Origin of the sequence: Flavobacterium sp. (assembly GCF_039595935.1) — a bacterium.
GTDB lineage: Bacteria > Bacteroidota > Bacteroidia > Flavobacteriales > Flavobacteriaceae > Flavobacterium.
This window is the reverse complement of sequence record NZ_JBCNKR010000005.1, coordinates 370,747-386,938: the sequence shown is the minus strand read 5'-3', so window position 1 is coordinate 386,938 and position 16,192 is coordinate 370,747. Positions and strand designations below refer to the sequence as shown.

Genomic DNA, 16,192 nt, shown 5'->3' with positions numbered 1-16,192 from the left:
TAATTATAGTAAATGGAAATTACAAAAATTTGCTGCATTGGTGCTGGTTATGTTGGAGGTCCTACAATGGCAGTTATAGCGCAAAAATGCCCGCATATTCAGGTTACAGTCGTAGATTTGAACGAACAAAGAATTAAAGATTGGAATGATCCAAATACTGATAATATTCCTATTTATGAGCCAGGTCTTTCTGAAATTGTGGCAGAAGCCAGAGGAAGAAACCTGTTTTTTTCAACAGACGTTGAAAAAGCAATTGATGAAGCACAAATAATTTTTATCTCAGTAAATACCCCAACTAAAACTTATGGTAAAGGTAAAGGTATGGCTGCAGACCTAAAATATATTGAATTATGTGCCAGACAAATTGCAAAAGTTGCCAAACAAAATAAAATTGTAGTCGAAAAATCGACTTTGCCAGTTAGAACGGCAGAAGCCATAAAAAGTATTTTAGATAATACCGGAAATGGAGTTCAGTTTCAAATTTTATCGAACCCTGAATTTTTAGCTGAAGGAACTGCTGTTACAGATTTATTAGCTCCTGACAGAATTTTAATCGGTGGCGATACAACACCTGAAGGTGAAGAAGCAATTAATGCTTTAGTAAATGTGTATGCAAATTGGGTAAGTAAAGATAAAATTTTAACAACAAATGTTTGGTCTTCTGAATTATCAAAGTTAACTGCTAACGCATTTTTAGCACAGCGAATTTCGTCAATCAATGCAATGTCTGAGTTGTGTGAAAAAACAGGAGCAGATGTAAATGAAGTTGCTAAAGCTATCGGAATGGATAGTAGAATTGGTCCTAAGTTTTTAAAAGCATCAGTAGGTTTTGGAGGGTCTTGTTTTCAAAAAGATATTTTAAACTTGGTTTATATTGCTAAAACATACGGCTTAAATGAGGTTGCAGATTACTGGGAGCAGGTTATAATTATGAATGATCACCAAAAGAGAAGATTCTCAAATAAGATTGTTCAAACATTATACAATACAGTTGCTGATAAAAAAATTGCTTTTTTAGGCTGGGCTTTCAAAAAAGATACAAATGATACAAGAGAATCGGCTGCGATATATGTTGCAGATGATTTGATAAATGAACAGGCTAAAATTTCTGTTTATGATCCAAAAGTTTCAAAAAGTAAAATGTTAAGTGATTTGGATTATTTAGAAACTAGAACCAAAGAAGAAAATCTTGATGCCTTAAAAATATTTGAAAATGCATATGAGGCATGTAAAGATGCTCACGCAGTTGCTGTGTTAACTGAATGGGATGAATTTACTACATACGATTGGCAGAAAATTTATGAATCAATGCACAAACCAGCATTTATTTTTGATGGAAGAAATATATTAGATGCAAATAAATTAAAATCTATTGGTTTTGTATATAACGGAATAGGTTCGTAAGTATAGATTGCTTGTATTGAGATAGGCTTTGATATATGGATGAAGAAAAAAGGTTGGTTAAAAGATTTATTTCAATAGAAAAAATATGAACTGGTATGTTATTTATACAAAGCCGAAATGGGAAAAAAAAGTTGCAGAAAGACTTCAGCAGGTTGGGATAGAATGTTACTGTCCTTTAATAATTAAAGTGCAGCAATGGTCTGATAGAAAAAAGAAAGTTGAAATTCCACTTTTTAATTCATATGTTTTTGTGCAGGTATCTGATGCAGATCGAAACTCTGTTTTTCAAATTCCAGGAGTTGTAAGATACTTATTTTGGTTAGGAAAACCCGCTATAGTTCGTGATGAAGAAATAAATATTATTAAAAAGAGTCTTAAATCTTCAAATATTGCCGATATTTCTGTGACATCTCTTCAAGTAGGAGATAAAATAAAGTTAGAATCGGGTGCATTTAATAATCAAAATGCAATAGTTCAGGAAGTTTCAAATACACATTATATTTTGATATTAGAATCTTTAGGATGTGTGTTGAAAATAAAATATAAATAAGACTTTTTGATGTCAGTATCATGGATAATTATAATTAAAATTAAGTTAAAGTTTCCTGTTTTTATTTGTAAACATTTTACTACATATTGATTATAAGAACTTTACAAGTTAAAATTGTTAGAAATCCATAGTTTACTAAGTATTAGCGAAAACTTTAATAAATAAATTGAGTTAATATCTTATATTTGCCGAAATTAAATTTTGAAAATCTGACCTCTTTTTGGGGACTCAGAGAGGCGAAGCCGTGAGTTTTATTGACTGAAACTAATAAATTGAAAATAAAATTGGAAGAAAACATAAAAATAGCGGTTGTAGGTTTGGGTTATGTAGGCCTGCCTTTGGCTAGATTATTTGCTACAAAATATTCAGTTGTTGGTTTTGATATAAACAAAGCAAGAGTTGAAAGTTTAAATGCAGGTATTGATACAACATTAGAAGTAGATAAAGAAACACTTCAAAAAGTATTGACTACAGATCATGATAATAAAATTGGACTCTATTGCACAGATTCTCTTGAAGATATTTCAAAATGCAATTATTTCATTGTAACAGTTCCTACCCCAGTAGATCGAAATAATCGTCCAGATCTTACTCCCTTATATAAATCAAGTGAATCAGTTGCTAAAGTCTTAAAAAAAGGAGATATTGTAATTTACGAATCAACAGTTTATCCGGGAGTTACTGAGGAACAATGTGTGCCTGTTCTTGAAAAAATATCCGGCTTTAAATTCAATGAAGATTTTTTTGTTGGGTATTCGCCTGAAAGAATTAATCCGGGGGATAAGGAGCATACGGTAGAAAAAATTTTAAAAGTAACATCTGGTTCAACTCTAGAAGTAGGAATAAAAGTAGACTCATTATACAAGTCCGTAATAACTGCCGGAACGCATTTAGCACCATCAATAAAAGTAGCTGAAGCTGCAAAAGTTATAGAAAATTCTCAAAGAGACATTAATATTGCTTTTGTTAATGAATTGGCTAAAATATTCAATTTAATGAATATTGATACTCAGGAAGTATTAAAAGCCGCAGGAACAAAATGGAACTTTTTACCATTTAAACCGGGTCTTGTTGGAGGTCATTGCATAGGGGTAGATCCTTATTATTTAGCCCAAAGAGCACAAGAATTTGGCTATCACCCTGAAATAATTTTAGCAGGCAGACGTTTAAATGACAGCATGGGTGAGTATGTTGCTTCACAAATTGTAAAACTGATGATTAAAAAAGGTATTTCAGTTAATGGAGCAGAACTTTTAATGTTAGGAATCACATTTAAAGAAAATTGCCCGGATGTTAGAAATACTAAAATAGTAGATGTAATAAAAGCATTAAAAGAATACGGGATAGTAGTTACAATATTTGATCCTCTAGCCAGTCCGGAAGAGGTGAAAAATGAATATAAATTAGACACTAAAAATTCTTTACCAACAGAAAAATTCGATGCTATAGTTTTAGGAGTAGCTCATAGCGAGTTTTTAGGGTTGAATTTTTCAGCGTTGCAAAAAAATGATAGTTTATTATATGACGTTAAAGGCGTCTTAGGAGAAATCGCAGATAATAGACTGTGATTTTCTGCTTTTTAAATTTAAATAAATGGAAAATAAAAAATCAATAATACATGTAATTTTAACTGGCGGAGTAGGAAGCAGATTATGGCCTCTTTCTCGTAAAAGCCAGCCAAAGCAATATTTAGAAATATTTGAAAATAAATCTTTGTTTGAAATGACTGTTGAGCGTAATAGCCATTTAGCAGATAAAGTTATGGTAGTTGGAAATGTTGATAATCACCATTTAAGTGGAAAAGTGATGAATAAAACAAAGACAGACTATGTGAATATTGTTGAAGCGACACCAAGAAATACTGCAGCAGCTATTGCTTTTGCAGCATTTGCATCAAATCCTGAAGATATATTAATAATCACCCCATCTGATCATATTATTGATAAAATGGATGATTATAATAATGCAATTCAGGATGCTATTAATAAAGCTCAAGAAGGGTTTATTGTTACATTTGGGATTATTCCAACTAAGCCAGAAACAGGTTATGGGTACATTGAATCAAAAGGAGATAAAGTAATATCATTTAGGGAAAAGCCAAATGAAACTACAGCAAAAGAGTTTATTGCAAGAGGTAATTTTTTATGGAACAGCGGTATGTTTTGTTTCAAAGCAGGTGTACTCTTAGACGAATTGAAACAGTTTCAGCCAGATGTATATGAAAGTTCAAAAGCTGTGTGGGAAGCTCATAAAGAAGGTTTTCTTGATTTAGATTTATCTTTACAAATTCCATCAATAAGTATTGATTATGCTGTAATGGAACGTAGTAAAAAAATTAAAGTTGTACCAGCTTCATTTTCATGGTCAGATTTAGGATCATTTGAGTCTGTTTATGAATATTTAGTTGCAAAGGGACATCCAGTAGATAAAAATGGCAATATGGTTATTGGTTGTGATACTCATACAACTTTTTTAGGATTACAAAATGCTATATTTGTGCATACTAATACTGCAAATCTGATTTTACAAAAAGAAAATTCACAAGATGTAAAAGATATCTATAGTGAATTAGAAAAACAAAATTCAGATTTATTAAATTAATCAAAATGAAAAAAATTCTTATAACTGGTGGAGCTGGTTTTATCGGTTCTCATGTAGTAAGACGTTTCGTGAATAAATATCCAGATTATCAAATTTTTAATTTGGATGCATTAACTTATGCGGGAAATCTGGAAAATATAAAAGATATACAGGATAAACCAAATTATACTTTTGTAAAAGGTGATATAGTTGATGAAAGATTTATTAATAATCTTTTTTTAAAACATAATTTTGATGGGATTTTGCATTTAGCAGCTGAATCACATGTTGATCGTTCTATTGAAGATCCGTTAGCTTTTGTAAAAACAAATGTTATTGGGACAATGAATTTATTGAATGCTGCAAAAAATCAATGGAAAGGGAATTTTGAAGGAAAAAGATTTTACCATATTAGTACAGATGAAGTATATGGTTCTCTTGGTAGGGAAGGGCTTTTTACAGAGAATACACCTTATGATCCTAATTCTCCTTATTCTGCATCAAAAGCTAGTTCGGATCATTTTGTCAGAGCTTATGGTGAAACTTATGGCTTGCCATATGTTTTAACTAATTGTTCAAATAATTATGGATCTTATCATTTTCCTGAAAAATTAATTCCTCTTTTTATAAATAATATTATAAACAATAAGCCATTGCCAGTATATGGAGATGGAAACTATACTCGTGATTGGTTATTTGTTGAAGACCATGCAATTGCAATAGATCTAGTTTTTCATGAAGGTAAAAATCATGAAACTTATAATATCGGTGGGTTTAATGAATGGAAAAATATTGAGTTAGTTAAGCTTTTGTGTAATTTAATGGATAAAAAATTAGGTAGAACAGAAGGCACTTCTCATGAATTAATTACATATGTTAAAGATAGACCAGGTCATGATTTACGTTATGCAATTGATGCCTCAAAAATAAATAAAGAATTAGGATGGAAGCCATCTGTAACCTTTGAAGAAGGATTAGAAAAAACAATAAACTGGTATCTTGAAAATGAAGAATGGTTACGAAATGTGACTTTAGGTTCTTATAAAGATTACTATAAAAAACAATATTCATAAGATTTATTTTTATCAAACAATTTAATATGAAAAAAATAACATACGTTTTTATTCTCTTTACGATTTTACTTACTTCCTTACATGTAAACGCTCAAGATATACTAAGATCTAAAGATCTAAGCACCATAAATGTAGATTATTTAACGGATGATGATTTAGCTAAAATTAATGCACAATTAAAAAGTAATAATACAACAATTGAACAAGTTGAACCTATGGCGCTTTCGAGAGGAATGAGCCAGGCAGAATTTGATAAGCTAAAGACGAAGCTAAATATGTATTCCGCTAAATTGGCTGATAAACCAAAAAATCAAGATATTACCAAAGATACAGGGAGAAAACAAGAAAAAATTATAAATGAAAAAGTAAAAGATTCAGCAAATGCATTAATTTTTGGATCGGAACTTTTTGATAACCCAACTCTTAATTTTGAACCGGATTTAAAATTAGCTACACCAGTGAATTATGTATTAGGTCCTGGAGATGAATTACAAGTTAGTGTTTATGGAATTCAAGAATATAACGCAAGTATTCCAGTAAGTGTTGAAGGTAAAATCACAATTCAATATGTAGGGCAAATACCAGTATCAGGAATGTCAGTTGAAGCTGCTACACAAAAGATAAAATCGGCAATTGCAAAAGTTTATAGTACAGTTCGCTCCGGTCAGTCACAAGTTAGTGTTAGTCTAACTCAAATACGTACCATAAAAATAACCGTAGTTGGAGGAAAGCAGCCAGGGAATTATTCAATTTCATCTCTAGCAACAGTTTATAATGCATTACATCTAGCTGGAGGACCAGGGAAGAATGGGAGTTATAGAAATATTGAATTGATTCGCAATAATAAAGTTTTTAAAAATATAGATATATATAGATTTTTAGTTAAAGGAGATCAGTCTGATAATGTTAGCTTAAAGGATAATGATGTTATAAGAATTCCGGCTTACAGCCAAAGAGTAACATTACAAGGAGAAGTAAAACGTCCAGGTATTTTTGAGATGAAAAAGGGCGAAACTTTTTCAGATTTATTAAACTTTGCTTCAGGGTTTAACGAGTTTGCTTATACAGCTTCTGTAAATGTAACTCAAAAAACAGGAAAAGAATTCAAAGTTCATGATATAAATGAAAGTGATTTTTCAATCTATAAACCACAATCTGGAGATGTTTTTAGAGTAACAAAGATTCTAAACAGATTTGAAAATAGAATTAAAATCGAAGGAGCTGTTTTTAGACCGGATTATTATTCTTTTACAGAAGGAATGAGGGTATCGGATATTGTTACAAGAGCAGAAGGACTTAAAGAAGATGCATATAGTAAAAGAGCTAGAATTATTCGTTTAAAGTCAGACTTAACAACTGAAATAGTAAATGTAGATTTAAGTGCAGCATTATCTGGAGACATAAATGCAGATATTGAATTAAGGAGAGAAGATATAGTAACTGTTTACTCTATTTTGGATTTTAGAGAAGAATATAAAGTTACTATAGATGGAGAAGTGAAAAAACCTGGAGTTTACGATTATTACGAAAATTTAACCTTGAATGATCTAATAGTACAAGTTGGAGGATTAACTGGCTCTGCATCAAAAAGAGTTGAAATTGCAAGAATGGTTAAATCTGATAAAATAAATGATTCAGATCCAAAACGTGTAGAATTAGTTCAACTTGAAATTACTACAGATAACAATGAACAGATTAAAAATTTTATTTTAAAACCTTTTGATGTTATAAATATTAGAAGAATAGCGGTTTATGAAAAGCCAGAAATGGTTACTATTTCAGGAGCCGTTGTTTATCCAGGAAAATATGTTTTAGCAAATAAAAAAGAAAAAGTCTATGACATAGTTTTGAGGGCTGGTGGTTTAACTTCAATTTCTAATATAGAAGGAATGAAAATTAAAAGACCTATAAAGAAAGAAGAAATTGAAAAATTAGAAAGTGTAGATTTAAATTTATCTAAAAATGATTCTTTAAAAGAAAAATTAGCGGATATAAAATTTTCTACAATTCCTATTAACTGGGAAAAAATAGAGAAAGATAAAGATCATTATTCTAATGTTACATTATTTCCAGGCGATGAGATTGAAGTAGCTGTATATAATGAAGGTGTTAAAGTGACAGGAAATGTATTATTAACATCTGAAATTCCATATAGAAGCGGAAAAGGATTTAAATATTACATTAATGCTGTAGGGGGAGTTAATAATAAAGGATGGAAGAGAAAGGCATATATTATATATCCAAATGGTAAGGCAGATGTAACAAAATCATTTTTATTTTTCAGAGCATATCCTTCAGTCGAACCTGATTCACAAATTGTTGTTCCTGAAAAACCTGAAACTAAAAAAATGAGTACAGGAGAATGGGTTAGTATTGGAAGTGTATTAACTAGTCTGGCATTATTAATAGTAACAGCTTTTAAATAAATTAAATGGATAATATTGCTTTTGAAAATGATGAAATTTCATTGAAAGAATTAATTATAAAATTAAAAGAATGGACAGCCTATCTATTTTCTAAATGGAAAATTATAATGCTGGCAGGAATATTAGGAGCATTTTTAGGAATTGGTTACTCACTAATAAAAAAGCCAATTTATACGGCCAAATTATCCTTTGCTCTAGAAGATGAAAAAGCTGGAGGAGGATTTGGTGGAGCATTAGGCTTGGCTAGTACACTTGGATTAGATTTAGGCGGAAGTGGTGGGGGAATGTTTTCTGGGAGTAATTTAACTGAGCTGTTTAAATCAAGATATATGGTTGAAAAAACACTTTTATCACCTGTTACTGTAGATGGTAAGACTATTTCTTTGGCTGAGATGTATATTAAAAATAATGACTGGAGAGAAAAATGGGATAAAGATTTGAAATTAAAAAAGATTCAGTTTTTACCTAATTCACAGCGTCAAAATTTTAATCGTGTTCAAGATAGTATTTTAGGGATTATTTTTGACAGATTATCAAAAGGGGGATTAAGTGTTGATCAAAAAGATAAAAAAATATCAATCATCACTGTTGAAGTTTCTTCAAGCGATGAGCTTTTTTCAAAATATTTTTGTGAAGGGTTGGTTCAACAAGTTGGAAATTTTTACATAGATACCAAAAGCAAAAAAGCCAGATTAAACATGAATATACTTCAAAGACAAACTGATTCTATTCGAAGTGAGCTTAATGGGGCAATTACGGGTGTTGCTGTAGCTAATGATAATACTTTTAACTTAAATCCTGCTCTTAATGTTCGGAAAGCGCCATCAGTTCGAAGACAGGTAGATGTTCAGGCTAATACAGCTATCCTTACAGAACTGGTAAAACAAACAGAATTAGCAAAAGTTACTTTGCGTAGAGAAACTCCCCTTATTCAAGTAATAGATAAGCCTATATTGCCATTGTTTAAAGAACGCTTTGGTAAAGCAAAAGGTATAATCTTTGGAGGTTTTTTAGGAGGTTTTTTAATGTTGATTTATTTAATTATTAAACGTATAGTTAAACGATTAATTTAAATCTTTTTTTTAATATTTATAACAACTATTATATGTTGAACAATAAAACAATTTTAATAACAGGAGGAACAGGATCTCTTGGTAAAGCACTAACAAAACATATTTTTAGTACTTACCCATTAGTTAAAAAAGTAATTATATTCTCTAGAGATGAGCAAAAACAATTTCAAATGGCTCAGGAATATCCATTAAGCAGCTATCCTCAGATTCGATTTTTTTTGGGTGACGTTAGAGATGAACAAAGATTAGTAAGAGCTTTTCAAGGAGTAGATTATGTGATCCATGCAGCAGCTATGAAACATGTGCATCTGGCTGAATATAATCCTGATGAATGCATAAAAACAAATATAGGAGGTGCTCAGAATGTTATTCATGCAGCAATGCAAACCAATGTGAAAAATGTTGTCGCTTTATCAACTGATAAAGCTTGTGCGCCAATTAATCTTTATGGAGCTACAAAATTGACCTCTGATAAGTTATTTGTTGCAGCAAACAATATAAAGGGATTTAATCCTATAAAATTTTCAGTAGTTAGATATGGAAACGTAATGGGATCTAATGGATCTGTAATTCCGTTTTTTATTAATAAAAAGAAAGAAGGTAAATTACCAATAACTGATATTGCAATGACTCGTTTTAATATCTCTCTTCAGGGAGGAGTAGATATGGTTATGCATGCAATGGAACATGCATGGGGTGGAGAAATTTTTATTCCTAAAATACCATCTTATAAAATTACTGATGTTGCTGAAGCAATTGCTCCGCTTTGTCCAATTGAAGTAATAGGAATTCGACCGGGCGAAAAAATTCATGAAGAAATGATTACTGCGTCTGATTCTTTTTACACTTATGACTTAGGTAAATATTATACAATATTACCTTCAATTCCTAATTTTAAATTAGAGCAATATTTAAATCATTTTAATGCAAAGAAAGTTGAGGAAGGGTTTAATTACAATTCTGGTTCAAATGAGGATTGGGAAACCGTTGATACGCTAAGAACTTTAATAAAAGAACATGTTGATGCTAATTTTGAAGTATAATGGAAAATAAAATTATTCCCTACGGAAGACAAGATATAACAGATGAAGATATTAAAGTTGTAATTGAAACTTTAAAATCTGATTTTTTAACGCAAGGCCCGAAAATAAAAGAATTTGAAGAGAAGTTTGCAAAATCTGTTGGTGCAAAATATGCTGTAGCGGTTAATAATGCAACAGCTGGGTTACATATTGGTGTTATGGCATTAGGGTTGGTAGAAGGAGATAGAGTAATCACAACTCCAATTACTTTTGCAGCTTCAGCTAATTGCGCGCGTTTTGTAGGAGCTGAAGTTTGGTTTGCTGATATAGATCAAGATACTTATCTTTTATCACTTGATAAAACACGAGAACTAATAGAAAGTAAACCTAAAGGTTTCTTTAAAGGAATAATTCCTGTAGATTTTGCGGGATTACCAGTAAACTTAGAAGCGTTTAGAAAATTAGCAGATGATCATGGACTTTGGATCTTGGAAGATGCTTGTCATGCTCCAGGTGGATATTTTATTGATTCTAAAAATCAAAAACAATTTTGTGGTAATGGAGTATATGCTGATGCAGCTGTTTTTTCATTTCATCCAGTTAAGCATATCGCTTGTGGAGAAGGCGGAATGGTCACTACGAATTCTGAAGAAGTTTATAAAAAATTATTCCTTTTACGTTCTCATGGAATAACAAAAGAAAATATGTCAGAAAATCAAGGTGGATGGTTTTACGAAATGCAGACATTAGGTTATAATTATAGAATAACTGATTTTCAGGCGGCACTAGGAATCTCACAATTATCAAGAAATGAGAAAGGTGTCGAAGTGAGAAATGAGATTTCAAAAAGATATAAAAAAGCTTTTGAAGGAAAGATTAAATTTCAAAGTTTACCAGATAATTTTTTAAATGCGCATCATCTTTTTGTAATAGAAGTTGAAGATCGAAAAGGGCTTTATGATTATTTGCATCAAAATAAAATTTATGCCCAAATCCATTATATTCCAGTTCACCAATTACCTTATTATAAAAAAATAGGATATAATAATGATACTGATTTGAGTATCTCTGAAAACTATTATTCAAAATGCATAAGTTTACCGATGTATCCTACCTTAACAATTGAAGAGCAAAATTTTGTTATAGATAAAGTAATTGCATTTTATGATTCCGTTAAATAAAATAGGATTAGGATCAGTTCAATTTGGTATGCAATATGGAGTATCAAATTTAACAGGTCAAACTTCTCAAAATGAGGTTTTAAATGTTTTGCGAACGGCAAAAAAATATGATATATCTATAATTGATACTGCATCAGCATATGGAAATGCGGAAAAAGTATTGGGGGATAATGATCTCACTAAGTTTAAGATTGTATCAAAATTTATTTCTGAAAAAAATATCCAAAATGAATTTGATAAAAGTTTAGCAAATTTGAAACTAAATTCAATTTATGGATATTTATCACATCGACCATTATCATTACTCAATAATCCAACATTATGGGAGGAGTTACAGTTTTTAAAAAGTAATAAAAAAGTTGAGAAAATAGGTTTTTCATTGAATAGCCCTCAGGAAATAGATAAGCTATTAGAAAAAGGCTATACCCCAGATTTAGTACAAGTTCCGTATAATTATTTTGATAATAGGTTTAAGGATAGTTTGATTGCATTAAAAAATATGGGGTGTGAAATACATACTCGTTCTGTATTTTTACAAGGTCTTTTTTTTACTGATGTTCAAAAACTTCCGTCTTTTTTTGATGACACAAAAGAAATAATAAAAAGTCTTCAGTTAGATTTAGGACAAGATTTGTCCAAATCACTATTAAAATATGTTTTGTCTTTGGACTTTATTGATACTGTAATTATGGGAGTTAATGATGAAAAACAGCTTAAGGATAACTTAAAAAATATCGATCTTAGTAGAAATCTTCCAGATCAGGATTTCGATTTTACTGATCAAATTTTAATGCCATCGAATTGGCCTAAAATGTCATAATGATTAAAACATTTAATTTAGATAAAAAAGTTATACTGATAACTGGAGGTTATGGGTATTTAGGAAAAGCTATTACAGAAAGTTTATTGTATCATGGCGCTAAAGTATATGTGTTAGGTCGTGATAAGAATAAATTTTTGAATTGTTTTGGAGATAGTCATAAGGATAGTCTTTTTTTTGAGTATTGTGATATCTCTAGTACAGAAGATATAAAAATTACTTTTAAAAATATTTTTGAAAAAAACAATAAAATAGACGTACTTATAAATAATGCGTTTTATAGTAAAGGAAAATCTCCAGAAGATATGACAGATGATGAATGGAGTACTGGTATAGATGGAACTTTGAGTAGTGTTTTTAGATGTATAAGGGAGATTATACCTTATTTTAAAACTAAAGGAGGGAAAATTATTAATGTATCTTCAATGTATGGTTTAGTTGCTCCGCAATTTGATGTATATGATGATTTTGAGCAATTTTTAAACCCACCACATTATGGGGCAGCAAAAGCTGGAATTATACAATTGACTAAATATTATGCTAGTTTTTTAGGTAATTTAGGAATAAATGTTAATTCAGTTACTCCAGGACCATTCCCTTCTTTAGAAGTTCAAAAATCAGAAATGTTTATAAAAAAACTTGAAAATAAAACTTCTTTAAAGCGAATAGGAAAACCAGAAGATCTTGCAGGGGCTTTTGTTTTTCTATCTTCTGAAATGTCAGATTTTATAACAGGACAAAATATCATTATAGATGGAGGGTGGACAATCAAATAAAAAAATTGCCTTTATTATACAGGCAAGAATGAAATCTACAAGATTGCCTGGTAAAATTTTATTACCGATTCCTTTAGGTGGTGATAAGACGTTATTGTCATGGATACTAGATGAATTAAATTTTTCAGAATTCGATAATAAAATCATAGTTGCTAGTTCTACAAATACTGAAAATGATATATTGGAAGCATTTTGTAAAAAAAACAAAGTAGAAATTTTTAGAGGTAATGAAGAGGATGTCTTAAGCAGGTTTATTTCTATCGCCAAAAGAGATAATTATAATTGTGTTGTAAGGCTAACTGCAGATAATCCAGTAATTGATATTAAAATATTAGATGATACTATAAAATATCATTTTTTTAATAATAATGATTATACAAATACAGTTGGGTTGCCAATTGGAATGAATTTTGAAGTAATAGCACCAGATGCTCTGATTTCTCTTGAAAATTGTAATTTAAATGATTCAGATAGAGAACATGTTACTCTATTTATAAAAAATAACTCTCAATTTAAAAAGGGGGAGTATGTGGTGAGTTGTGAAGAGATTTTTAAAGATTTTAGACTTACGGTTGATTACTCCTCAGATTATACGCTACTATCATCTATTTTTTCTCAGATAAATAATAATGTTGGTTTAAGAGGTATTGAACTAATTAAGGTTACTTATTCAAAATTTCCATGGTTATTTGAATCTAATTCTTTTAATTTTCAAAAGAGACAATTCCCGACAATTAATCTGGAAATTAAGGAAGCGCATTACTTATTAGATCAGTTTGAATTAAAAAATGCTTCAGAAATTTTAAAAAAACATTTAGAATCTTAAAATTTATTACTATTTAACAAAATATTAAAGTTGAAAATAAATTATTGTGATGTTTAAAAAAGGAGCTAAGTATGTCTGTCTGGAAAAATCTTTTTTCAGTTTAGATAATTTTAAAATTATACCGATTCGTTATGAAGATCGACTTGAAATAATGAATTGGCGGAACGAACAAATTTATCATTTACGTCAGGATAAGCCACTTACAATTGAAGATCAAGATCACTATTTTGATGATGTTATAGCTAATCTTTTTAATCAGGAAAGGCCGAGACAGATTTTATTTTCTTTTTTGGAGAATGATATATGTATAGGTTATGGAGGCTTGGTTCATATTAATTGGATTGATAAAAATGCAGAGATATCTTTTGTGATGAATACTAAGTTACAGAAGGATAATTTCAAAAAATATTGGTCAAATTATTTAAGATTAATTGAAATTGTTGCTTTTAATGAATTAAATCTTTACAAAATATATACTTATGCATTTGATCTAAGACCTCATTTGTATGAGGTTATCGAAACTGAAGGATATCAGAAAGAAGCTGTTTTAAAAAATCATTGTTTTTTTGATGGTAAATTCATTGATGTAGTTATTCATTCAAAATTTATAAATGCAAAATCTTATAATTAAACAAGATATCCTTTTTTTAAGAGAAGTTAAAGAAAATGATACAAAGTTATTATTTAACTGGGCAAATGATATGCATGTTAGAAAAAATGCAATCAATCAGGATACAATTACTTGGGAAAAGCATATAATCTGGTTTGAGAAAAAAATGAATAGTTCCAAAACGCAAATGTTCATTTTAAGTGATGGAAATAATTCATTTGGGCAAATACGAATAGATGAAATTGATTCCGTATGGCATATTGATTATTCTATTGATTACAATTATAGAGGCCAGGGTCTTGGAACACAAATAGTAAACCTTTTACTGAAAAAATTTAAAACATTTAAATTTAAGGCTACTGTAAAAAAATATAATGAAGCATCTTCTTCGGTGTTTATTAAATTAGGATTTAAACAATTACTAATAAATGATCCGGATTTTGCATTTTTTGAATATTAATTTAAATTAATCATGTTTAGATATTTAATTCTGTCAGAAAAAAGCTGGCACAAAGAGCTTTTTAGTAATCTAGAAGTTTTTTTTAGCAATGATAAATGGTTTATGATTGATTCAAAAAAAGATTTTAATCTTGACAATTTAAAAAAAATTAATCCAACCAAAATTTTTATTCCACATTGGTCACATATTATACCAAAGGAAATATTTGATAAATATGAATGTATTGTTTTTCATATGACAGATCTTCCATTTGGAAGAGGTGGTAGTCCCTTGCAGAATTTAATTGTTAGAGGTTATAAATCAACCAAAATATCTGCTTTGAGAGTAGAAGAAGGACTAGATACAGGAGATATTTATTTAAAAGCCCCTCTAGAGTTGTATGGTACAGCATCTGAAATTTTTCTTCGTGCGTCAGGAATAATCGAAAATATGATTTTTGATATTATAAATAACAAAATTGTTGCAAAACCACAAGTTGGCGAGGTGGTTGAATTTAAAAGAAGAAAAAAAGAGGATAGTAATTTGATTTTATTAAATGAACTACAAGAAGTATATGATTATATTAGGATGCTTGATTGTGAAGGTTATCCAAATGGATATATAGAAACAAATAATTTAAAATTTGAGTTTGATAACGCCAGTTTTGATGAAACTCAAGAAATAATAAAGGCCAATGTTCGAATCTTTAAGAAATAAAAAAATAATGATTGTTGTTGCACATCCTGATGATGAATTACTAGGATTAGGAGCTACATTTCATAAATTAATAAAGGAATATAATGTTCAGACTCATGTTGTAATCCTGGGAGAAGGAATAACATCAAGATCAGATACAAGAGATGTAAATGTATGGGAGAAAGAATTATCCATTCATCGAGAAAATATAAAAAAAGCTCAATTAGCTATTGGTTATCACAGTACAAGTATTTATGATTTTCCAGATAATCGTTTTGATTCAGTAGCTTTGCTTGATATAGTAAAAACCATTGAAAAAGAAAAGAGTCTTTTTAATCCAGATGTAATTTTTACACATCATGGTGGAGATGTAAATATTGATCATCAAAGAACTTTTGAATCTGTTATAACTTCTTGCAGACCAATGAAAAATGAAAAAGTTAAAGTCATAATAACTTTTGAAACTCCTTCAGGGACAGAATGGAGATCTTCTACAGATCCGAGACATTTTTTGCCAAATTTATTTTTTAGTGTATCAGAGGAAGATATTAATGCAAAAATTAAAGGAATGGAAAGTTACGAATTTGAACGTAGAGAATATCCACATCCTCGTTCACCAGAAGCATTACGAATTCAAGCTCAAAGATGGGGAATAGTTATAGGTAATAATTTTGCAGAAGCTTTTTGTTTAGTAAGATCAATAAATTAGTTATATT

At 29.8% G+C, this 16,192-nt stretch carries 16 protein-coding genes; all 16 read left to right on the top strand.

Annotation, left to right across the window (positions count from 1 at the left end; all coding sequences use genetic code 11):
• Nucleotides 1-12 precede the first annotated feature (12 nt).
• On the top strand, nt 13-1,404 hold the full coding sequence (locus ABDW27_RS09070) for a UDP-glucose 6-dehydrogenase (protein WP_343695614.1): 1,392 nt from the start codon (nt 13-15) through the stop codon (nt 1,402-1,404).
• 85 nt (nt 1,405-1,489) lie between these two features.
• On the top strand, nt 1,490-1,954 hold the full coding sequence (locus ABDW27_RS09065; protein ID WP_343695613.1) for a UpxY family transcription antiterminator: 465 nt from the start codon (nt 1,490-1,492) through the stop codon (nt 1,952-1,954).
• Between the two features lie 284 nt (nt 1,955-2,238).
• Nucleotides 2,239-3,522, top strand: coding sequence for a nucleotide sugar dehydrogenase (locus ABDW27_RS09060; protein ID WP_343695612.1), 1,284 nt, complete (start codon nt 2,239-2,241; stop codon nt 3,520-3,522).
• A 25-nt stretch (nt 3,523-3,547) separates the two neighbouring features.
• Nucleotides 3,548-4,555, top strand: coding sequence for a mannose-1-phosphate guanylyltransferase (locus tag ABDW27_RS09055; protein ID WP_343695611.1), 1,008 nt, complete (start codon nt 3,548-3,550; stop codon nt 4,553-4,555).
• Nucleotides 4,556-4,560: 5 nt separating this feature from the next.
• A complete protein-coding gene (rfbB, locus tag ABDW27_RS09050) occupies nt 4,561-5,607 on the top strand; it encodes a dTDP-glucose 4,6-dehydratase (protein ID WP_343695610.1) in 1,047 nt (348 codons plus the stop codon).
• 26 nt (nt 5,608-5,633) lie between these two features.
• Complete coding sequence (locus ABDW27_RS09045) at nt 5,634-8,033, top strand: SLBB domain-containing protein (protein ID WP_343695609.1); 2,400 nt, start codon at nt 5,634-5,636, stop codon at nt 8,031-8,033.
• A gap of 5 nt (nt 8,034-8,038) precedes the next feature.
• On the top strand, nt 8,039-9,106 hold the full coding sequence (locus ABDW27_RS09040; RefSeq protein ID WP_073416413.1) for a Wzz/FepE/Etk N-terminal domain-containing protein: 1,068 nt from the start codon (nt 8,039-8,041) through the stop codon (nt 9,104-9,106).
• A gap of 32 nt (nt 9,107-9,138) precedes the next feature.
• On the top strand, nt 9,139-10,149 hold the full coding sequence (gene pseB / locus ABDW27_RS09035; RefSeq protein ID WP_343695608.1) for a UDP-N-acetylglucosamine 4,6-dehydratase (inverting): 1,011 nt from the start codon (nt 9,139-9,141) through the stop codon (nt 10,147-10,149).
• Nucleotides 10,149-11,309, top strand: coding sequence for a UDP-4-amino-4,6-dideoxy-N-acetyl-beta-L-altrosamine transaminase (gene pseC / locus ABDW27_RS09030; protein WP_343695607.1), 1,161 nt, complete (start codon nt 10,149-10,151; stop codon nt 11,307-11,309). Before pseB ends, pseC begins: the two co-directional genes overlap by 1 nt.
• Nucleotides 11,293-12,129, top strand: a complete 837-nt coding sequence (locus ABDW27_RS09025) for an aldo/keto reductase (protein ID WP_343695606.1) — start codon at nt 11,293-11,295, stop codon at nt 12,127-12,129. Before pseC ends, ABDW27_RS09025 begins: the two co-directional genes overlap by 17 nt.
• Entirely contained in the window at nt 12,129-12,905 is a 777-nt protein-coding gene (locus ABDW27_RS09020) for an SDR family oxidoreductase (protein ID WP_343695605.1), read from the top strand. The genes ABDW27_RS09025 and ABDW27_RS09020 overlap by 1 nt, the downstream gene beginning before the upstream one ends.
• Nucleotides 12,883-13,731, top strand: coding sequence for a hypothetical protein (locus ABDW27_RS09015; protein WP_343695604.1), 849 nt, complete (start codon nt 12,883-12,885; stop codon nt 13,729-13,731). Before ABDW27_RS09020 ends, ABDW27_RS09015 begins: the two co-directional genes overlap by 23 nt.
• 49 nt (nt 13,732-13,780) lie before the next feature.
• Entirely contained in the window at nt 13,781-14,362 is a 582-nt protein-coding gene (locus ABDW27_RS09010; protein ID WP_343695603.1) for a GNAT family N-acetyltransferase, read from the top strand.
• On the top strand, nt 14,343-14,801 hold the full coding sequence (locus tag ABDW27_RS09005) for a GNAT family N-acetyltransferase (RefSeq protein WP_343695602.1): 459 nt from the start codon (nt 14,343-14,345) through the stop codon (nt 14,799-14,801). The genes ABDW27_RS09010 and ABDW27_RS09005 overlap by 20 nt, the downstream gene beginning before the upstream one ends.
• 12 nt (nt 14,802-14,813) lie before the next feature.
• The gene (locus tag ABDW27_RS09000) at nt 14,814-15,497 is read left to right on the top strand and encodes a formyltransferase family protein (RefSeq protein WP_343695601.1); all 684 of its coding nucleotides are present in this window, start codon (nt 14,814-14,816) and stop codon (nt 15,495-15,497) included.
• Complete coding sequence (locus tag ABDW27_RS08995; protein ID WP_343695600.1) at nt 15,475-16,185, top strand: PIG-L family deacetylase; 711 nt, start codon at nt 15,475-15,477, stop codon at nt 16,183-16,185. Before ABDW27_RS09000 ends, ABDW27_RS08995 begins: the two co-directional genes overlap by 23 nt.
• Nucleotides 16,186-16,192 lie beyond the last annotated feature (7 nt).

Bases quoted from the DNA above. Each gene is read 5' to 3' on its own strand.
- ABDW27_RS09070 (WP_343695614.1), top strand. From the start codon at position 13: ATGGAAATTACAAAAATTTGCTGCATTGGTGCTGGTTATGTTGGAGGT.
- ABDW27_RS09065 (WP_343695613.1), top strand. From the start codon at position 1,490: ATGAACTGGTATGTTATTTATACAAAGCCGAAATGGGAAAAAAAAGTT.
- ABDW27_RS09055 (WP_343695611.1), top strand. From the start codon at position 3,548: ATGGAAAATAAAAAATCAATAATACATGTAATTTTAACTGGCGGAGTA.
- rfbB (WP_343695610.1), top strand. From the start codon at position 4,561: ATGAAAAAAATTCTTATAACTGGTGGAGCTGGTTTTATCGGTTCTCAT.
- ABDW27_RS09045 (WP_343695609.1), top strand. From the start codon at position 5,634: ATGAAAAAAATAACATACGTTTTTATTCTCTTTACGATTTTACTTACT.
- ABDW27_RS09040 (WP_073416413.1), top strand. From the start codon at position 8,039: ATGGATAATATTGCTTTTGAAAATGATGAAATTTCATTGAAAGAATTA.
- pseB (WP_343695608.1), top strand. From the start codon at position 9,139: ATGTTGAACAATAAAACAATTTTAATAACAGGAGGAACAGGATCTCTT.
- pseC (WP_343695607.1), top strand. From the start codon at position 10,149: ATGGAAAATAAAATTATTCCCTACGGAAGACAAGATATAACAGATGAA.
- ABDW27_RS09025 (WP_343695606.1), top strand. From the start codon at position 11,293: ATGATTCCGTTAAATAAAATAGGATTAGGATCAGTTCAATTTGGTATG.
- ABDW27_RS09020 (WP_343695605.1), top strand. From the start codon at position 12,129: ATGATTAAAACATTTAATTTAGATAAAAAAGTTATACTGATAACTGGA.
- ABDW27_RS09015 (WP_343695604.1), top strand. From the start codon at position 12,883: ATGGAGGGTGGACAATCAAATAAAAAAATTGCCTTTATTATACAGGCA.
- ABDW27_RS09010 (WP_343695603.1), top strand. From the start codon at position 13,781: ATGTTTAAAAAAGGAGCTAAGTATGTCTGTCTGGAAAAATCTTTTTTC.
- ABDW27_RS09005 (WP_343695602.1), top strand. From the start codon at position 14,343: ATGCAAAATCTTATAATTAAACAAGATATCCTTTTTTTAAGAGAAGTT.
- ABDW27_RS09000 (WP_343695601.1), top strand. From the start codon at position 14,814: ATGTTTAGATATTTAATTCTGTCAGAAAAAAGCTGGCACAAAGAGCTT.
- ABDW27_RS08995 (WP_343695600.1), top strand. From the start codon at position 15,475: ATGTTCGAATCTTTAAGAAATAAAAAAATAATGATTGTTGTTGCACAT.